General features: G+C 43.0%; 16 protein-coding genes. 7 read left to right on the top strand and 9 right to left on the bottom strand.

What is annotated here, in order from left to right:
- The first annotated feature begins 30 nt into the window (after positions 1-30).
- From caiA to caiE, 5 genes are all read left to right on the top strand, one after another.
- Entirely contained in the window at positions 31-1,173 is a 1,143-nt protein-coding gene (gene caiA / locus ABWP91_RS08665; protein WP_102139025.1) for a crotonobetainyl-CoA dehydrogenase, read from the top strand.
- A gap of 72 nt (positions 1,174-1,245) precedes the next feature.
- Complete coding sequence (gene caiB, locus ABWP91_RS08660; protein ID WP_206084579.1) at positions 1,246-2,466, top strand: L-carnitine CoA-transferase; 1,221 nt, start codon at positions 1,246-1,248, stop codon at positions 2,464-2,466.
- Positions 2,467-2,538: 72 nt separating this feature from the next.
- Positions 2,539-4,098, top strand: a complete 1,560-nt coding sequence (gene caiC, locus ABWP91_RS08655; RefSeq protein WP_353242929.1) for a crotonobetaine/carnitine-CoA ligase — start codon at positions 2,539-2,541, stop codon at positions 4,096-4,098.
- A gap of 85 nt (positions 4,099-4,183) precedes the next feature.
- On the top strand, positions 4,184-4,969 hold the full coding sequence (caiD, locus tag ABWP91_RS08650) for a crotonobetainyl-CoA hydratase (protein WP_206084581.1): 786 nt from the start codon (positions 4,184-4,186) through the stop codon (positions 4,967-4,969).
- Between the two features lie 23 nt (positions 4,970-4,992).
- A complete protein-coding gene (gene caiE / locus ABWP91_RS08645) occupies positions 4,993-5,586 on the top strand; it encodes a carnitine operon protein CaiE (protein ID WP_353242928.1) in 594 nt (197 codons plus the stop codon).
- Between the two features lie 230 nt (positions 5,587-5,816).
- On the opposite strand, the gene caiF is transcribed toward caiE, so the two are convergent.
- The 4 genes from caiF to xseB all read right to left on the bottom strand — a co-directional run bounded on the left by caiF (position 5,817) and on the right by xseB (position 10,020).
- Positions 5,817-6,209 (bottom strand): carnitine metabolism transcriptional regulator CaiF, encoded by a 393-nt coding sequence (gene caiF, locus ABWP91_RS08640; protein ID WP_206084583.1) that lies wholly within the window; start codon positions 6,207-6,209, stop codon positions 5,817-5,819.
- Positions 6,210-6,747: 538 nt separating this feature from the next.
- Positions 6,748-8,613 (bottom strand): 1-deoxy-D-xylulose-5-phosphate synthase, encoded by a 1,866-nt coding sequence (gene dxs / locus ABWP91_RS08635; protein ID WP_353242927.1) that lies wholly within the window; start codon positions 8,611-8,613, stop codon positions 6,748-6,750.
- A 234-nt stretch (positions 8,614-8,847) separates the two neighbouring features.
- Complete coding sequence (ispA, locus tag ABWP91_RS08630) at positions 8,848-9,765, bottom strand: (2E,6E)-farnesyl diphosphate synthase (protein WP_353242926.1); 918 nt, start codon at positions 9,763-9,765, stop codon at positions 8,848-8,850.
- Between the two features lie 3 nt (positions 9,766-9,768).
- The gene (gene xseB, locus ABWP91_RS08625; RefSeq protein ID WP_219245742.1) at positions 9,769-10,020 is read right to left on the bottom strand and encodes an exodeoxyribonuclease VII small subunit; all 252 of its coding nucleotides are present in this window, start codon (positions 10,018-10,020) and stop codon (positions 9,769-9,771) included.
- A gap of 219 nt (positions 10,021-10,239) precedes the next feature.
- On the opposite strand from xseB, the gene thiI reads away from it, so the two are divergent.
- Positions 10,240-11,691 (top strand): tRNA uracil 4-sulfurtransferase ThiI, encoded by a 1,452-nt coding sequence (gene thiI / locus ABWP91_RS08620; protein ID WP_353242925.1) that lies wholly within the window; start codon positions 10,240-10,242, stop codon positions 11,689-11,691.
- 71 nt (positions 11,692-11,762) lie between these two features.
- On the opposite strand, the gene ABWP91_RS08615 is transcribed toward thiI, so the two are convergent.
- The 4 genes from ABWP91_RS08615 to panE form a co-directional block, all read right to left on the bottom strand.
- Entirely contained in the window at positions 11,763-11,906 is a 144-nt protein-coding gene (locus tag ABWP91_RS08615; protein ID WP_219245744.1) for a Hok/Gef family protein, read from the bottom strand.
- A gap of 413 nt (positions 11,907-12,319) precedes the next feature.
- Positions 12,320-12,463: a Hok/Gef family protein gene (locus tag ABWP91_RS08610; protein ID WP_219245744.1), complete on the bottom strand. Its 144-nt coding sequence runs from the start codon at positions 12,461-12,463 to the stop codon at positions 12,320-12,322.
- 266 nt (positions 12,464-12,729) lie between these two features.
- Positions 12,730-13,329, bottom strand: coding sequence for a protein deglycase YajL (gene yajL / locus ABWP91_RS08605; RefSeq protein WP_353242924.1), 600 nt, complete (start codon positions 13,327-13,329; stop codon positions 12,730-12,732).
- Entirely contained in the window at positions 13,292-14,203 is a 912-nt protein-coding gene (gene panE, locus ABWP91_RS08600) for a 2-dehydropantoate 2-reductase (protein ID WP_353242923.1), read from the bottom strand. Before panE ends, yajL begins: the two co-directional genes overlap by 38 nt.
- 183 nt (positions 14,204-14,386) lie before the next feature.
- Here panE and ABWP91_RS08595 point away from each other — a divergent pair, with 183 nt between their 5' ends.
- On the top strand, positions 14,387-14,878 hold the full coding sequence (locus ABWP91_RS08595) for a YajQ family cyclic di-GMP-binding protein (protein ID WP_042846924.1): 492 nt from the start codon (positions 14,387-14,389) through the stop codon (positions 14,876-14,878).
- A gap of 218 nt (positions 14,879-15,096) precedes the next feature.
- On the opposite strand, the gene ABWP91_RS08590 is transcribed toward ABWP91_RS08595, so the two are convergent.
- Positions 15,097-16,458, bottom strand: coding sequence for an MFS transporter (locus tag ABWP91_RS08590; protein ID WP_353242922.1), 1,362 nt, complete (start codon positions 16,456-16,458; stop codon positions 15,097-15,099).
- Positions 16,459-16,546: the final 88 nt, after the last annotated feature.

Here is a 16,546-nt window from a genome sequence, read left to right as displayed (position 1 = left end):
CTCAGAAACAACATTTAAGAGGTTATTGATATGGATTTTAGATTGAATGATGAGCAGGAACTGTTTGTCGCAGGGATCCGTGAACTGATGGCCAGTGAAAACTGGGAAAGCTACTTCGCACAATGTGACCGTGACAGCCAATATCCTGAACGTTTTGTCAAAGCGTTAGCGGATATGGAAATTGATAACCTGCTGATCCCAGAAGAGCATGGTGGCTTAGATGCAGGCTTTATCACCGTTGCTGCGGTGTGGATGGAGCTGGGGCGTTTAGGTGCGCCAACATACGTGCTGTATCAACTGCCAGGTGGTTTCAATACCGTGCTTCGTGAAGGGACTCAAGAACAGATTGATAAAATCATGGCGTTCCGCGGCACAGGGAAACAAATGTGGAACTCGGCAATTACGGAGCCGGGCGCGGGTTCTGACGTGGGTAGCCTGCAAACCACTTATCAGCGCCGTAACGGTAAAGTTTACCTGAACGGAAGCAAATGTTTTATCACTAGTAGTGCTTACACCCCATACATTGTGGTGATGAGCCGCGATGCAGACTCACCGGATAAACCAGTCTTTACAGAGTGGTTCTTGGATATGAGCAAACCGGGTATCAAGGTCAACAAACTTGAGAAACTCGGTCTGCGTATGGATAGCTGCTGTGAAATTACCTTTGATAACGTCGAACTGGATGAAAAAGACATGTTCGGTCGCGAAGGAAACGGCTTTAACCGCGTAAAAGAAGAGTTTGACCACGAGCGTTTCTTGGTGGCGCTGACTAACTACGGTACAGCAATGTGTGCATTTGAAGATGCGGCGCGTTATGCCAACCAACGTGTTCAATTTGGTGAAGCAATTGGTCGTTACCAATTAATTCAAGAAAAATTTGCACATATGGCGATCAAGCTCAATTCAATGCGCAACATGTTATACGAAACTGCATGGAAGAGTGATAACGGGCTGATCACCTCAGGTGATGCAGCTATGTGTAAATACTTCTGTGCAAATGCCGCATTCGAAGTGGTGGACTCTGCGATGCAAGTACTGGGTGGCGTTGGTATCGCGGGTGAACATCGGATCGCACGTTTCTGGCGCGACCTGCGTGTTGACCGCGTATCGGGTGGTTCAGATGAAATGCAAATACTGACACTAGGCCGCAGTGTACTGAAACAGTACCGCTAATGACGTAACCGTCGTGGATTGGCCCTTTAACCAAAGTTAGAGGGTCAACCGAGTTTCACAGGAGAATCGAACATGGCAGCGCATTTACCTATGCCTGAATTTGGCCCGCTTTCCGGGGTTAAAGTCGTATTTTCAGGAATTGAAATTGCAGGCCCATTCGCGGGACAAATGTTTGCGGAATGGGGCGCAGAAGTTATTTGGATTGAGAACGTGGCATGGGCTGACACTATCCGTGTCCAGCCAAATTACCCGCAGCTTTCGCGACGTAATTTACGGGCGCTCTCATTGAACATCTTTAAGGATGAAGGACGAGAAGCATTTCTCAAGTTGATGGAAACGACGGATATATTTATTGAGGCAAGTAAAGGCCCTGCATTTGCTCGCCGTGGGATCACGGATGAAGTGCTGTGGGAGCACAATCCGAAATTGGTTATCGCTCACTTATCGGGCTTTGGTCAGTATGGCGATCCGCAATATACCAACCTTGCTGCATATAACACCATCGCTCAAGCCTTCAGTGGCTACCTCATTCAAAACGGTGATAAAGACCAACCAATGCCAGCGTTCCCATACACGGCAGACTATTTCTCTGGCATGACCGCCACAACCGCGGCATTAGCGGCGTTATATAAAGCGCGCGAAACAGGGAAAGGGGAAAGCATCGATGTGGCAATGTATGAGGTCATGCTGCGTATGGGGCAATACTTCATGATGGATTATTTCAATGGGGGTGAAGTTTGCCCACGTATGACCAAAGGGAAAGACCCGTATTACGCAGGTTGCGGCCTGTATAGCTGTAATGACGGCTATATTGTCATGGAAATTGTCGGTATCACACAAATCCAAGAAATTTTCAAAGATATTGGCCTAGCGCATTTGTTGGGTACACCTGAAATTCCAGAAGGCACACAGCTCATTCACCGTGTGGAATGCCCATATGGGCCACTCGTTGAAGAAAAACTAGATGAGTGGTTAGGCGCACGTTCCATCGAAGAGGTACTTGCAAGGTTAGCCGAGCTAAATATTGCAAGCGCCAAAGTGTTAACCATTCCTGAGTTAGAAACTAACCCACAATATATTGCCCGTGAATCTATCACCAGTTGGCAAACCATGGATGGCGAAACCTGTCGTGGCCCAAATGTGATGCCTAAATTCAAAAACAATCCAGGGCAAATTTGGCGTGGTATGCCATCTCACGGTATGGATACCACTGAAATACTAAAAAACATTGGCTACAACGAAAATGATATTCGGGAGCTGGTCGATAAAGGGCTAGCCAAAATTGTTGAGTAATTAAATGATTATTCAGGTCAATCTTTCCTGTTGGCCTGAATGTTCATTGGGGAAATAGAGGGAAAACAATTAATGGATGTAATCGGTAGACAAAATTTGCGTCAAATGTGGGACGACCTTGCGTTGACTCACCAAGACAATAAGGCGCTTATCTTTGAGTCTTGTGATGGAAATATTCGCGAATTCAGCTATTTAGATATGAATACGCAAATTAATCGCACAGCAAATCTCTTTTTAGCCTATGGCATTCAAAAAGGAGATAAAGTTGCCTTACATCTGGATAATTGCCCTGAATTTTTCTTTTGCTGGTTTGGTTTAGCGAAAATCGGCGCAATTATGGTGCCCATCAATGCACGGTATAAATATAACGAAAGTGCGTGGATTATGCAGAACTGCCAACCGCGTATGGTGGTGACCTGCACGCCGTTTTTAGATATTTATCAACGTGTTTTAGCGGATGAAAGCACTTGCCTTGAGCATATTTTTTTAATTGCAGATGAACCCGTCCCACAACAAGACGGTATTTCAAACTTTTTATCAGAACAGGCGCATCAACCTATCGAACTCACACAAATTGTGGAACTGAGTGTGAGCGATACAGCAGAAATTTTATTTACCTCAGGGACAACCTCAAAACCCAAAGGGGTGATTATCACTCACTATAACTTACGTTTTGCGGGTTATTACTCTTCATGGCAAAACGCATTACGTGACGATGATGTGTATTTAACCGTGATGCCCGCTTTTCACATTGACTGCCAGTGTACGGCATCGATGGCAGCTTTTTCTGTAGGTGCCACGTTTGTCTTAATCGAAAAATACAGTGCGCGCCGTTTTTGGCAGCAAGTTGTCAGGCACCGTGCCACCGTCACCGAGCTGATCCCAATGATGATCCGAACGTTATTAAGCCAACCGCTGGCGGATAACGAAAAAGATCATTGCCTGCGAGAAGCGATGTTTTATCTCAATTTAAGCGATGAAGAAAAAGAGCAGTTTATGGCGCGTTTTGGCATAAAACGCTTTTTGACCTCTTATGGTATGACTGAAACGATTGTGGGGCTAATTGGAGACAGACCGGGCGATATCCGCCGTTGGCCGTCCATTGGTCGTCCAGGTTTTTGTTACCAAGCGCAAATTCGAGATAAAAATAATCAACCCGTCGAAAGTGGCGTGGTTGGCGAATTGTGTGTTAAAGGCGAACGTGGGAAAACGCTATTCAAAGAGTATTACAACAACCCAGAAGTGACGGCAAAAACCTTTGATAACGCAGGGTGGATGCACACAGGGGACTTTGCGTACCAAGATGAAGACGGCTTTTTCTATTTTGTCGATAGAAGCAGCAACATGATCAAACGCGGTGGTGAGAATGTTTCTTGCAGTGAAATCGAAAATATCATTGCCTCGCACCCTGCCATCGTGGATGTGGCAGTCATTGGTGTTGCGGATGATATACGCGACGAAGCCATTAAAGCGTTTATTGTGCTGGAGGAAGGGGAAACTTTAACACAGGAAGAGTTTTTTGCCTTTTGTGAAAAACAAATGGCGAAATTCAAAGTGCCTACCTGTGTTGAAGTGCGCAAAGATTTGCCGCGAAATTGTTCTGGGAAAGTACTGAAAAAGCATCTGCAATAATCTGATCATTCTATTAATTCTGAGTGCAGCTTTGTTTATGACTCAAAACAGAGCTGCCACCCTATGATGACTAAAGGATTGCACTATGAGCGAATCATTAAAAATTACCCGTAATGGCTCCATTTTGGAAATCGTACTCGATAGGCCTAAAGCGAATGCGATAGATGCAAAAACCAGTTTCAAAATGGGCGAAGTTTTTCTTAACTTTCGGGACGACCCATCCTTAAGAGTTGCGATTATTACTGGCGCAGGAGAGCGTTTCTTTTCTGCGGGGTGGGATCTAAAATCTGCTGCGGAAGGTGAAGCCCCTGATGCGGACTTTGGCCCTGGTGGTTTTGCAGGATTAACCGAGATTTTTAATCTGAATAAACCGGTGATTGCGGCGGTTAACGGTTATGCATTTGGTGGTGGTTTTGAGCTCGCATTGGCGGCAGATATGATTATTTGTTCAGAAAATGCCAGTTTTGCGCTGCCAGAAGCCCAATTAGGGATTGTCCCAGACAGTGGCGGTGTTTTACGCCTGCCGAAAATTGTACCCGCACCTATTGTCAATGAAATGGTGATGACAGGTAGACGCATGGATGCCCAAGAAGCATTGCGTTGGGGGGTTGCGAATGACGTGGTGCCCATTGAAAAATTGATGGATAGAGCCCGTGAGCTGGCGGAGCAAATCACGCAAAGCGCACCATTAGCGGTTGCGGCATTAAAAGAAATTTTCCGTGCGACTGGGGAACTGACAGTAGAAGAGGGTTATAAACTGATGCGTAGTGGGGTACTAACCAACTACCCAGCGGTTTTACATTCGGAAGATGCGACAGAAGGGCCGTTAGCGTTTGCAGAAAAACGCTCACCAAGCTGGAAAGGCCGCTAACCTAGCCATCTGAGAGGTTAATTGTGAGCTTCTATTCATTTGAAGGCGTAAGGCCCGTGATTCACCCAACAGCGTATGTACATCCTTCCGCGGTTGTGATTGGTGATGTGATTATCAAGGAAGGGGTATTTGTTGGGCCGAATGCTTCACTTCGAGGGGACTATGGGCGTTTGGTAATTGAAAAAGGCGCTAATATTCAAGATTGTTGCATTATGCACGGTTACAGTGATGTGGAAACCATTGTGCAGGAGTGCGGGCATATTGGTCATGGCGCTATTTTACACGGATGTATCATTGGCCGTGATGCTTTAGTCGGAATGAATAGCGTCATTATGGATGGCGCAGTGATTGGTGAAGAAAGCATTGTCGCTGCGATGAGTTTTGTTAAAGCTGGCTTTCAAGGCGAACCACGGCAGATGCTAGTCGGAAGCCCTGCACGATTTCTTCGTCAGGTTAGGGATGAGGAGTTGCATTGGAAGCAGCTAAATACCAAAGAGTATCAGGACCTTGCTGGTCGCTATCTTATTGGACTCGAAGAGACTAAGCCCCTCACTGAAATTGAGACTAATCGGCCGAAATTATTTGGTACCACAGACGTGAAGCCTAAAGGGCAATAAGTATTGGTCGGAAATAAAAAAAACGCGGGTTTAAAAACCTGCGTCAGACTGCAGCCAAACCGATTAGGTTTGGCTGCAGGTTGGATTGGTTTTGAAAATAGACAAGAAAAATCAACTCCTTGATTTTCGGCTGATAACACAAAGCAGGAAAAACCACGTTTTTATCCTGCTTTGTCAACAACCTCACGCGGGTTTAAAAACTCGCGTTTTTTATTGATATAACACATTAACTAGCGGCGCTGTGCTTTGGATAACATCCATTGCCATTTCTGTTCTCTATTCAGTTCACTAGGTGGCATTGAGGCCGCTTTTACGGGGGAATCAATGGTCACTTTTTCCGATTGGTGGTTTCTTAAACGAGAATAAAGTTGGTTATCAATTTTACTCACTTTAATTAAACGCTGGCATTGGCACCCACGACCCGATAGTTTATTTGGGATCATTTTAACTTCACATTGGATCTCAGCCACATCCGATAGAATATAAGAAACAATATTGACAGCATTAGGATGCGGAATATCGAAATTGTTAGATATTTCTCTGGCGGTTGTCCAACGACCTTGTTTCATTACCCAATGTGCTATGGATAAATACAGGGGTTCGTTAATATATTGTCCACACATAAGCGCTCCCAAATCTAATTATTAAAATTGAATAAATAAAGAGAAACTATATGTAAATTGTAGTTGGAATAATGTTATTTATTTTTCAAGAACAAATTAAAGAAAAATAATTAATTATTAAAGCCTGGTTAAAATTGTTAATATAGTATAGTCGTTATTAATTTATTTCGCTTTACTTTGAAATAGCTAAGGAATTTATAAACGAGTATAAGTCAGAGCCTAAATTGCGCAGTCATACAGTGACATGGTTCATAATAATAGATTTAAATATATTTTGCATGTGTTTATTTTTGAAATTTACATTCAAGGCAATAATATTGTTTATATTCTATTTTTGGGTAAAGAGATAAACATTGTTGTTTATAAGCTGATTATATTTGGTTTTATTATTAAAATTGATGATATTAAATTAAGAAAAACATGTGAAAGTTGTTATTTAAAATAACTATTTTTATAACAAATTAATTTATTACTCAATTTTTTGTATTCAAGAAATGAGAGTCATTACGTAAAATAATGACTCTCATTCAATAAAAAGTTATTTATTCAGGTAGCTTGTGATTGAATTTACAATGCCTTTGGCATCTAATCCAAGGTCAGCAATCAGCTCTTCTTGGCTACCTTGAGAAATAAAGTAGTCTGGTAGGCCAAGGTTTAATACAGGGATCATTTTCTTTTCATGCATTAAGAATTCATTCACGCCACTGCCTGCACCACCCATGATGGCATTTTCTTCGAGTGTTACTAGCACATCATGGCTATTTGCCATTTCGAGGATCAATGCTTCATCTAATGGTTTTACAAAGCGCATATCAACAACCGTTGCATTTAATGCCTCAGCGGCTTCAAGCGCGTGAGTGAGTAAAGTACCGAAACACAGAATAGCAACCTTTTCACCTTGGCGACGGACAACACCTTTACCTATTGGCAGTGGTACTAAAGGCTGGAGCTCTGCCCCAGTACCCGTACCACGAGGGTAACGAATAGCACTTGGGCCATCGTTATAGTGGTAGCCAGTGTGTAGCATCTGGCGGCACTCGTTTTCATCACTAGGAGCCATGATAACCATAGTTGGTATGCAGCGTAGGAATGAAATATCAAAAGACCCTTGGTGAGTTTGCCCATCAGCACCCACGATCCCCGCGCGATCAATTGCAAACATTACAGGGACTTTTTGAATCGCTACATCGTGAATGACTTGGTCATAACCACGTTGTAAGAATGTTGAGTAGATGGCCACAATTGGTTTATAACCACCAATCGCCAAACCTGCGGCAAAGGTGACTGCGTGTTGCTCAGCAATTGCGACGTCGAAATATTGGTCTGGGAATTCTTTTGAAAAACGCACCATACCAGAGCCTTCACGCATAGCTGGCGTGATAGCCATCAATTTGTCATCATTTTTTGCTTCTTCACACAGCCAATCACCAAAAATTTTGGAGAATGTTGGGCCCGTTTCTTTGCTTTTCGGTAACGTAAAGGTGCTTGGGTCAAATTTAGGCACAGCATGCCAGCTAATAGGGTCTTTTTCCGCAGGCTCATAACCACGACCTTTTTTCGTCATGATATGCAGGAATTGAGGCCCTTTTAAGTCGCGCATATTTTTCAATGTTTGGGTGAGCGCTACAACATCATGCCCATCGACAGGGCCGATATAATTGAAGCCAAGCTCTTCAAACATTGTACCGGGAACCACCATACCTTTGATGTGTTCTTCGGTTTTTTTCAGTAATTCTTTAATTGGTGGCATGTTAGAAAACACTTTTTTGCCACTTTCACGCAATGTGGTGTACAGCTTGCCAGAAAGCAGGTGAGCCAAATGGTTATTTAGCGCGCCGACATTTTCAGAAATCGACATTTCATTGTCGTTGAGGATCACCAACATGTCAGGAGCGGCATCCCCCGCGTGGTTCATGGCTTCAAATGCCATACCCGCCGTGATTGCACCATCGCCAATCACACACACAGTTTTACGGTTTTGTTTTTCTTTTTCTGCCGCAATGGCCATACCTAAACCGGCACTAATGGATGTTGAGGAATGGCCAACGCTTAAAATGTCATACTCACTTTCACCACGCCAAGGGAATGGATGTAAACCATTTTTTTGGCGAATAGTATCAATGCGGTCACGGCGTCCCGTTAATATTTTGTGGGGATACGCTTGGTGGCCTACGTCCCAAACTAGGTTATCAAACGGTGTTTTATAGACATAATGCAAGGCAACAGTCAGCTCTACTGCACCAAGGCCAGAGGCAAAGTGACCGCTAGAGCGACCCACGCTACTCAGTAAAAATTGTCTGAGTTCATCACAAAGCTTAGGCAAGCTTTCTTTGGGCAGCAGACGAAGCTCATCTGGCGTCTCTGCCAATGCTAGCGTTGGATATTTAGCGATATCAATACTCATTAGGTGCTCACTTATAATTAATCAAAAATACCTGTCCTATTTTCAGCGACAGTAAGGGGCTGTATTTTCTTACGCTAACCAGACATAAAAGCCGATGTTTCGCGATTTGTTCTATTAGCCTCTGACCTGTCACATCAAATATTTAAGGTAAAGCCCGTTTTACAGCTTAAACTACGTCGGGTAATCAATGCCGTAATTATCAGTCTTCTTAATGCCTAAAGGCAAAGCATATTGTCAGCTTTTACGCTCAATAATAAAATTAGCTAAAGCACTTAGCATATCTATATTATACCCATGGGATTGGATCGTCTCTAAAGCGTCTATCGCATCATGATATAGCTCACGCGCTTTTTTCTGTGCGGCTTCAAGGCCAAGTAGAGATGGGTAAGTACTTTTTTCATGTTCGGCATCAGCGCCTTGGCGCTTGCCTGTTACTGCACTGTCACCAATGACGTCTAGGATATCGTCTTGTACTTGAAAGGCAAGACCAATGGATTCGGCGTATTTATCTAAGGTCGGTAATAATCGATGGCCTTTATCGCCCGCGGCATATGCCCCAAGGCGAATAGCTGCACGAATCAGCGCGCCAGTTTTATGTTGATGAATACGCTCTAACGAAGCAAGGTCAACACGTTTGCCTTCTGCATCTAGATCAAGGGCTTGCCCGCCACACATCCCCGCAAGACCACTGGCATATGCGAGTTCAGCTATCATTGCAATACGGTCTTTGTCCGAGACATCAGGCATTTTTGCTGATGCAAGTAATTGAAATGCTAGGGTTTGCAAGGCATCGCCCGCTAAAACGGCATTACCTTCACCATACTTGATATGGCAAGTTGGCTGGCCGCGACGTAAATCATCATCATCCATAGCGGGTAAATCATCATGAATTAATGAATAAGCATGAATACATTCAACCGCTGATGCAGGTGCATCAAGGTTTTCTTCACTGACACCTAACATGGAACCGACTGCGTAAGTTAAAAAGGGGCGTAAACGCTTTCCACCTAATAATGCGCCGTAACGCATGGCATTGGCCAACGGCAGTTCGGCAAATGGGAGTGAATTTAGCGTATCTAATAGGTATTGGTTAACTCTGTCGTAGGCGTATTTTTGTTGCAGCGCGAAGCTATCTGGAAGTTGTTCAGACATAATTTATTCAGTTTCAGGTGAAAAATCGGCAAGAGGTTTATTTTCATCATCGCTAAGCAAGATTTGTACGCGCTGCTCGGCTTGTTGTAGGACTTTTTGACCTTGTTTGGCGATTTGAACACCACGCTCGAATTCGTTGAGTGCATCTTCTAATGGAAGAGAGCCTGATTCGAGGCGAGCAACAATTTGCTCCAGCTCTTGAAGTGAATTTTCGAAACTAACCGTTGGAACTTGCTGAGATTTTTCTTTAGCCATGTTGTTTAGCCACTAATGTTAAATCAATATATTTGGGGTATTTTAAATATTTAGCAGACTAACGCAGTCTTGCTATGGTTACAATTTATTATTGGTGTTTTTAGATTCAGTCCGCAAGATAGTGTTATAATACGCCTCTTTATTGACAATTGGTAACGTGCAGATGTGTCACTGTTAGATACATTCGTTTGCCCCAACAACCATGAACATGCAGCTATTATGAAGTTTATCATTAAGTTATTCCCAGAAATTACCATTAAAAGCCAAACTGTTAGGCTACGTTTTATTAAAATTTTGACCAGCAATATTCGTAACGTGCTTAAGTCACTTGGCGAAGAAATTTCGGTTGTCCGTAATTGGGATAACATAGAAGTGCGTGTGAAAGGGGAAACGAAGCATGACGAAATTTGTGACATGCTGGGCCGTATTCCCGGTATTCACCATATTCTTGAAGTCGAAGAAAAACCGTTTACCAGTTTGCACCATATCTTTGAAATGGCCCATGAAGCTTATGGCCCATCATTAGAAAATAAAACGTTCTGCGTGCGTGTAAAGCGTCGCGGTAAGCACGAGTTTTCCTCTATTGAAGCGGAACGCTACATTGGTGGCGGGTTAAATCAACACATTGCTTCTGCGAAAGTGAAGCTTAAAGACCCAGATACCACGGTGCATTTAGAAATTGAAGATGACAAACTCATCTTAGTTAAAGCACGCATTGAAGGGATCGGTGGCTTCCCTATTGGGACTCAAGAAGACGTTTTATCATTGATTTCAGGCGGTTTTGACTCTGGCGTTTCTAGCTACATGTTAATGCGCCGTGGTTGCCGTGTGCATTACTGTTTCTTCAATTTAGGGGGTGCAGCCCATGAAATTGGTGTGAAACAAATTGCTCACTATTTATGGAACCGCTTTGGTAGCTCTCATAAAGTTCGCTTTATTGCCGTTAATTTTGAACCCGTTGTCGCGGAAATTTTAGAAAAAATCGACGATGGCCAAATGGGGGTCGTATTAAAACGCATGATGGTGCGTGCGGCATCGAAAGTCGCAGAGCGTTATGGCGTACAAGCGATTGTGACGGGTGAAGCGCTTGGGCAAGTTTCCAGCCAAACCTTAACAAACCTACGTTTGATTGATAATGCGTCTGATACCTTAGTATTAAGGCCGCTGATATCCCATGATAAAGAACACATTATCAAATTGGCTCGCCAAATTGGTACCGAAGATTTTGCGAAAACCATGCCAGAATATTGTGGTGTGATTTCGAAAAGCCCAACGGTGAAAGCAGTAAAAGCGCGCATCGAAGCGGAAGAAGAAAACTTTGACTTTGGTATTCTAGAGTCTGTTGTTGAGCAGGCTCAAAATATTGATATTCGCCAAATCGCGCAAGAAAGCCTAGAGAAAGTTCCTGAGATTGAAATGGTCAGTGAGCTTTCAACTGAAAATGAAGTGATTGTGGATATCCGCTCTATCGATGAGTTCGAAGATAAGCCTTTGAAAGTTGAAGGTATGGAAATCAAACATATTCCATTCTACAAACTCAGCACACAATTTGGTGACTTACCCAAAGATAAAACCTATCTATTATATTGTGACCGTGGAGTGATGAGCCGTTTACAGGCGTTGTACCTCAAAGAACAAGGGTTTGATAATATTAAGGTCTACCGCCCATAAGTAAGACAGGGTGCTTGTATCATCCAAAACCAATCAAAGAGAAATATGGGGGAGATAACTCCCCCACAAGACTACTTACCGCACGATAAAGTAGCTTGAACCAGAGTGTTTCCGCTACTGATGCTTAACGAACATAACCTTTCTTGCATCATGCCTGAAAAACTCAATACCGTAAGACACACGGTAATTAACCCTACAAGGGCAAATTTGGCCATTCCTCTTGACTCCTTTTCTAAAAGGAGACAGAATCAAACTGTTTGGTTTTTGAGACTGCCTCGGATTAAGATTAACATCTAAATTCGGGGCTTTTATCTTTTTGGCTCTTGCTCATGCTTGAACCAAAAATGATCCAAGCACCCGTCGCAATCATAACAAAAAGCCGTGAGCGTCAAAGGCTTTTCTTGTCATTATTTGTAAAATAAATTCTTTTAATTCAGTGTGTTAATTGGTTATTGACCATTTATTTATGGCAGGTATGAGTCTAGAGTTTATCTTCCAAATAATCGTTAATTCTATTGGGAAAAACCAATGATAGTGGTATGCCATATGAGTGATAAATAAGGTAGGGTGCTTGTATCATCCAAAACCAATCAAAGAGAAATATGGGGGAGATAACTCCCCCACAAGACTACTTACCGCACGATAAAGTAGCTTGAACCAGAGTGTTTCCGCTACTGATGCTTAACGAACATAACCTTTCTTGCATCATGCCTGAAAAACTCAATACCGTAAGACACACGGTAATTAACCCTACAAGGGCAAATTTGGCCATTCCTCTTGACTCCTTTTCTAAAAGGAGACAGAATCAAACTGTTTGGTTTTTGAGACTGCCTCGGATTAAGATTAACATCTAAATTCGGGGCTTTTATCTTTTTGGCTCTTGCTCATGCTTGAACCAAAAATGATCCAAGCACCCGTCGCAATCATAACAAAAAGCCGTGAGCGTCAAAGGCTTTTCTTGTCATTATTTGTAAAATAAATTCTTTTAATTCAGTGTGTTAATTGGTTATTGGCCATTTATTCATGGCAGGTATGAGTCTAGAGTTTATCTTCCAAATAATCGTTAATTCCATTCGGTAAAACTAGCTGTCCAGCAACCCTTCCTGCCGTTTCTCGACCGACTAATAATTCGATAAGCTTCAAAGCAAAATCAAAGGACGTAGCGGGCCCTTGGCTTGTCAGCAAATTGACTCGTTCATCAAAGTAAACGCGGCGGTCTACCCACTTTTCGGCTGGAATTTGGTTTTTCATCGTTGGGTAACCCGTCATATTTCCTAGTGGAAATAGCTGGTGATATTCTAAAACGACAGCCGGGGCAGCGCAGATAGCCGCAACAATTTTACCATCAAGGTGCATGCGGCGTACTTTTTCGACTACTAATGGGCTATCACGAAATGTTTCATCACCTTGAATGCCACCCGGAAGGACGATGGCATCAAAAGGCTCATCTGCAACCTTAATAAGTGAGGTATCTGCGATGAGTTTCATACCGCGTGAAGCTGTAATTTGCAGGGAACCATCTTCATTGGCACTGGCAAGAGTGACTTGAATGCCTGCTCTGACTAATAAATCCGCGGTAGTGACAGTTTCAATTTCCTCACTACCATGGGTGATGCAAATTAGAACGGAAGTCGTCATATTGTTGTTCTCTATTTTTGACTAAATGATATAAACGGTCATTTTCAGGAGTGCTTAGGCCATGAGCTCTGGCTTGTTTGATTAAAAAGCCTGTGATGTAATCAATTTCAGTGCGGCGATTATTGCGAATATCTTGCAACATGGACGAGTAGTTATTGGCGGTATTTTCAATAATGCCATCAATATACTCAGTCAGTTCTGTTTTATCGGTGTGTAACCCTTCTGCAGCCATAACGTGGCAGATTTCATCAATGATCCGTAAAATTTGTTCAGTATGGTGTACTAACTCGCCATTCTTGCAATCGTGTTCCACAGTTAACGGGTTGATAGCGCAATTAGCGATCAGTTTTCGCCAACATGTCGTCAAAATTTGATTGTGCCAAGCGACATCAGGAAGTGCTTCATGCAGAACATCTGCAATAGGGTAATAGGTTTGTGCCTGTGAATTGATCGCCCCAATGTGTGTCATTCCGTGAGCGACATGAAATACTTGGTTGTTTTCTTGCCAAGCGGCATGGGTTGTCACACCAGCTAAAATAGGGTGTCGTAAAGGAGCCAGTTCTTCTATTGTCCCCATTCCATTATGGAGTAGTAAAATCGGTGTTTTTTCGGGAATGTTGCCAAGTAGAGGTAATAAGGCATCGGAAACTTGCCATGCTTTTAAGCAGATAATCACCAGCTCACTGGTTTGTAGGTGATTGATATTATTACAGGGAATGAGTTCGCGAAAAGTACGTCCATCAGGCTCATTCACATCGACAAACAAATCAGGCTGAGCCACACGCAGCCAGCCTTGAGTATCATGGCCTTGTAAGGTGAGTGCAGCAAGCCACAGCTTACCGATAGCACCACAACCGATCAGGGTTATTTTCATAGTGTCCCTCTGAAATATGTGCTCTAACACCTTGTCATCTCTGACATTGGCTATCTAACCAGTATATACCTTAGTGTGGGGTAATTATAGCGTAGGGAAGGGCTTATACCCTGATAACTTGAAGTACAGTGGCTAAAAACGTTATTATGCACGTAACAAAAAATATCCTTAGAGGTCTGAACAATGCCATCATTTGATATTGTGTCTGAAGTTGAAATGAATGAAGTGCGTAATGCGGTCGAAAATGCGCAGCGCGAGTTAACAAGCCGCTGGGACTTTAAAAATGTCGAAGCGAGCTTTGAGTTGAACGATAAAAATGAATCAGTGAAAATTACCAGTGAATCTGATTTCCAAGTTCTTCAACTGGTTGATATTTTAAGAGAAAAAATGGCCAAGCGCGGTATTGATGGCGCGGTGCTAAATGTTCCTGACGATATTGTTCATAGCGGGAAAACCTACAGTGTTGAAGTGACGTTCAAACAGGGTATCGATGCGGCAATTGCTAAAAAAATTATTAAGTTAATCAAAGACAGTAAGCTGAAAGTTCAAGCGCAAATTCAGGGCGATCAAGTGCGTGTGACAGGCAAAGCGCGTGATGACTTGCAATCAGTCATGGCGTTAGTTCGTGGCGGAAATTTAGGTCAGCCTTTCCAATTTAATAACTTCCGTGATTAATCACGGCGAGTAAGTTATCAATAAAAATAGGCCTGCATTTTGCAGGCCTCAGACTGTAGACAAACAGATTAGGTTTGGCCACAGGTTGGATAGGTTTTGAAAATAAGCTAGGAAAATCAATCTATTGATTTTCGGCTGATAATACAATGCAGGAAAAACCACGCTTTTATCCTGCTTTGTCAACAACCTCAGGCCTACAATTTTATAGGCCTATTTTTTTACTGCTGAATAATGGCTTCAAGTTGCTCGCGATTAATGATTTTTCGATCAACTTTAACGTAGACACTGAGTTCTTCATCGACAACCAAGGCTTCCATGACGCCATTTTGAGCTCGTAGCTTTTGCTCCAGCGCCTGAGTATTTTTCAGGTGTGCAGGCAGTTCGATGCGAATGCTGCTGACGTATGGCGGCTGTTTCATGGTTAAACTAACGACAAACCAAAGGATTGTCAGGATCAACCCACCAATAAAGACGGTATCTGCCCCTTCGAAGTTATATAACCACCCACCGACAATGCCCCCAAGGGCAACACCTAAAAATTGGCTGGTGGAATAAACCCCCATTGCAGTTCCTTTATAGCCCGCGGGTGCTTCCTTGCTAATCAACGATGGCAAAATGGCTTCCATAATATTGAAGCCAATAAAAAATATCTGTAAGCCAAGGATGATGACCCATAACTGGCTACCAGAGAACCACAATGTAATTTCTGCAACTGCCAATAGCGCGATACAGAACAGGAAGACTTGCTTCATTTTGCGGTATTTTTCTGCGTAGATAATAAAAGGCAAAACAGCCACAAAGGAAATTAGCATAGTGACTAAATAGGCTTTCCAGTGATCTTGGGCGAGAAAGCCCGCTTTTGTCATGATAAGGGGCAGGGCAACAAAGCTCGACATCAGCAAAGTATGCAGGCATAAAATACCGATATTTAATTTTAATAATTGAGGCTGGGCTAAAACGGTTTTTAAATTGCCTTTCACAAAGGCGGATTCACGGTTCAATACATGGGTGTTGGTGTTTGGCACAACAAACATAGTGAGTGCAATCGCGCCAACGGCAAGCAGGGCAATTCCCCAAAATAGCCCATTTAACCCAATTAGATGGGTAATGATAGGCCCTAAAACAAGTGCGATCGCAAAAGTTAGCCCAAAGCTTATACCTAAAAATGCCATTGCCTTGGTACGGTTTTGTTCACGAGTTAAATCAGACAGTAACGCCATTACCGCTGCGGATATCGCACCTGCGCCTTGCAATGCGCGGCCAATAATAATGCCCCAAATGGAGTCACTGAGCGCCGCAACGATACTACCTATAATAAAAATGATTAAGCCAATAACAATGAGTGGCTTACGACCGATTTTGTCTGACATCAAACCAAAAGGGATCTGAAAAAGTGCTTGGCTAAGGCCATAAATACCAATGGCAACGCCCACTAAAAACTCATTTGCCCCTTGTAAGTGCATTCCGTAGCTGGTCAAAATGGGTAAGACCATAAACATGCCAAGCATTCGCAAGGAGAACACAGAACCTAGTCCCCATGTGGATCTTAGCTCTGCGGATGTCATTTTGTTATCGTTCATTTTTATTCGTCATATTTCAAGCTGTAGCTGTGTTGGCTTCGTTCGGCCACACAGGTCACATACTTATGTATGCTCCCTGTGATGTCCT

Origin of the sequence: Providencia sp. (assembly GCF_040396775.1) — a bacterium.
Taxonomy (GTDB): Bacteria; Pseudomonadota; Gammaproteobacteria; order Enterobacterales; family Enterobacteriaceae; genus Providencia.
Note: the sequence above shows the minus strand (reverse complement) of the source record. Positions and strands in the feature narration are given on the sequence as shown.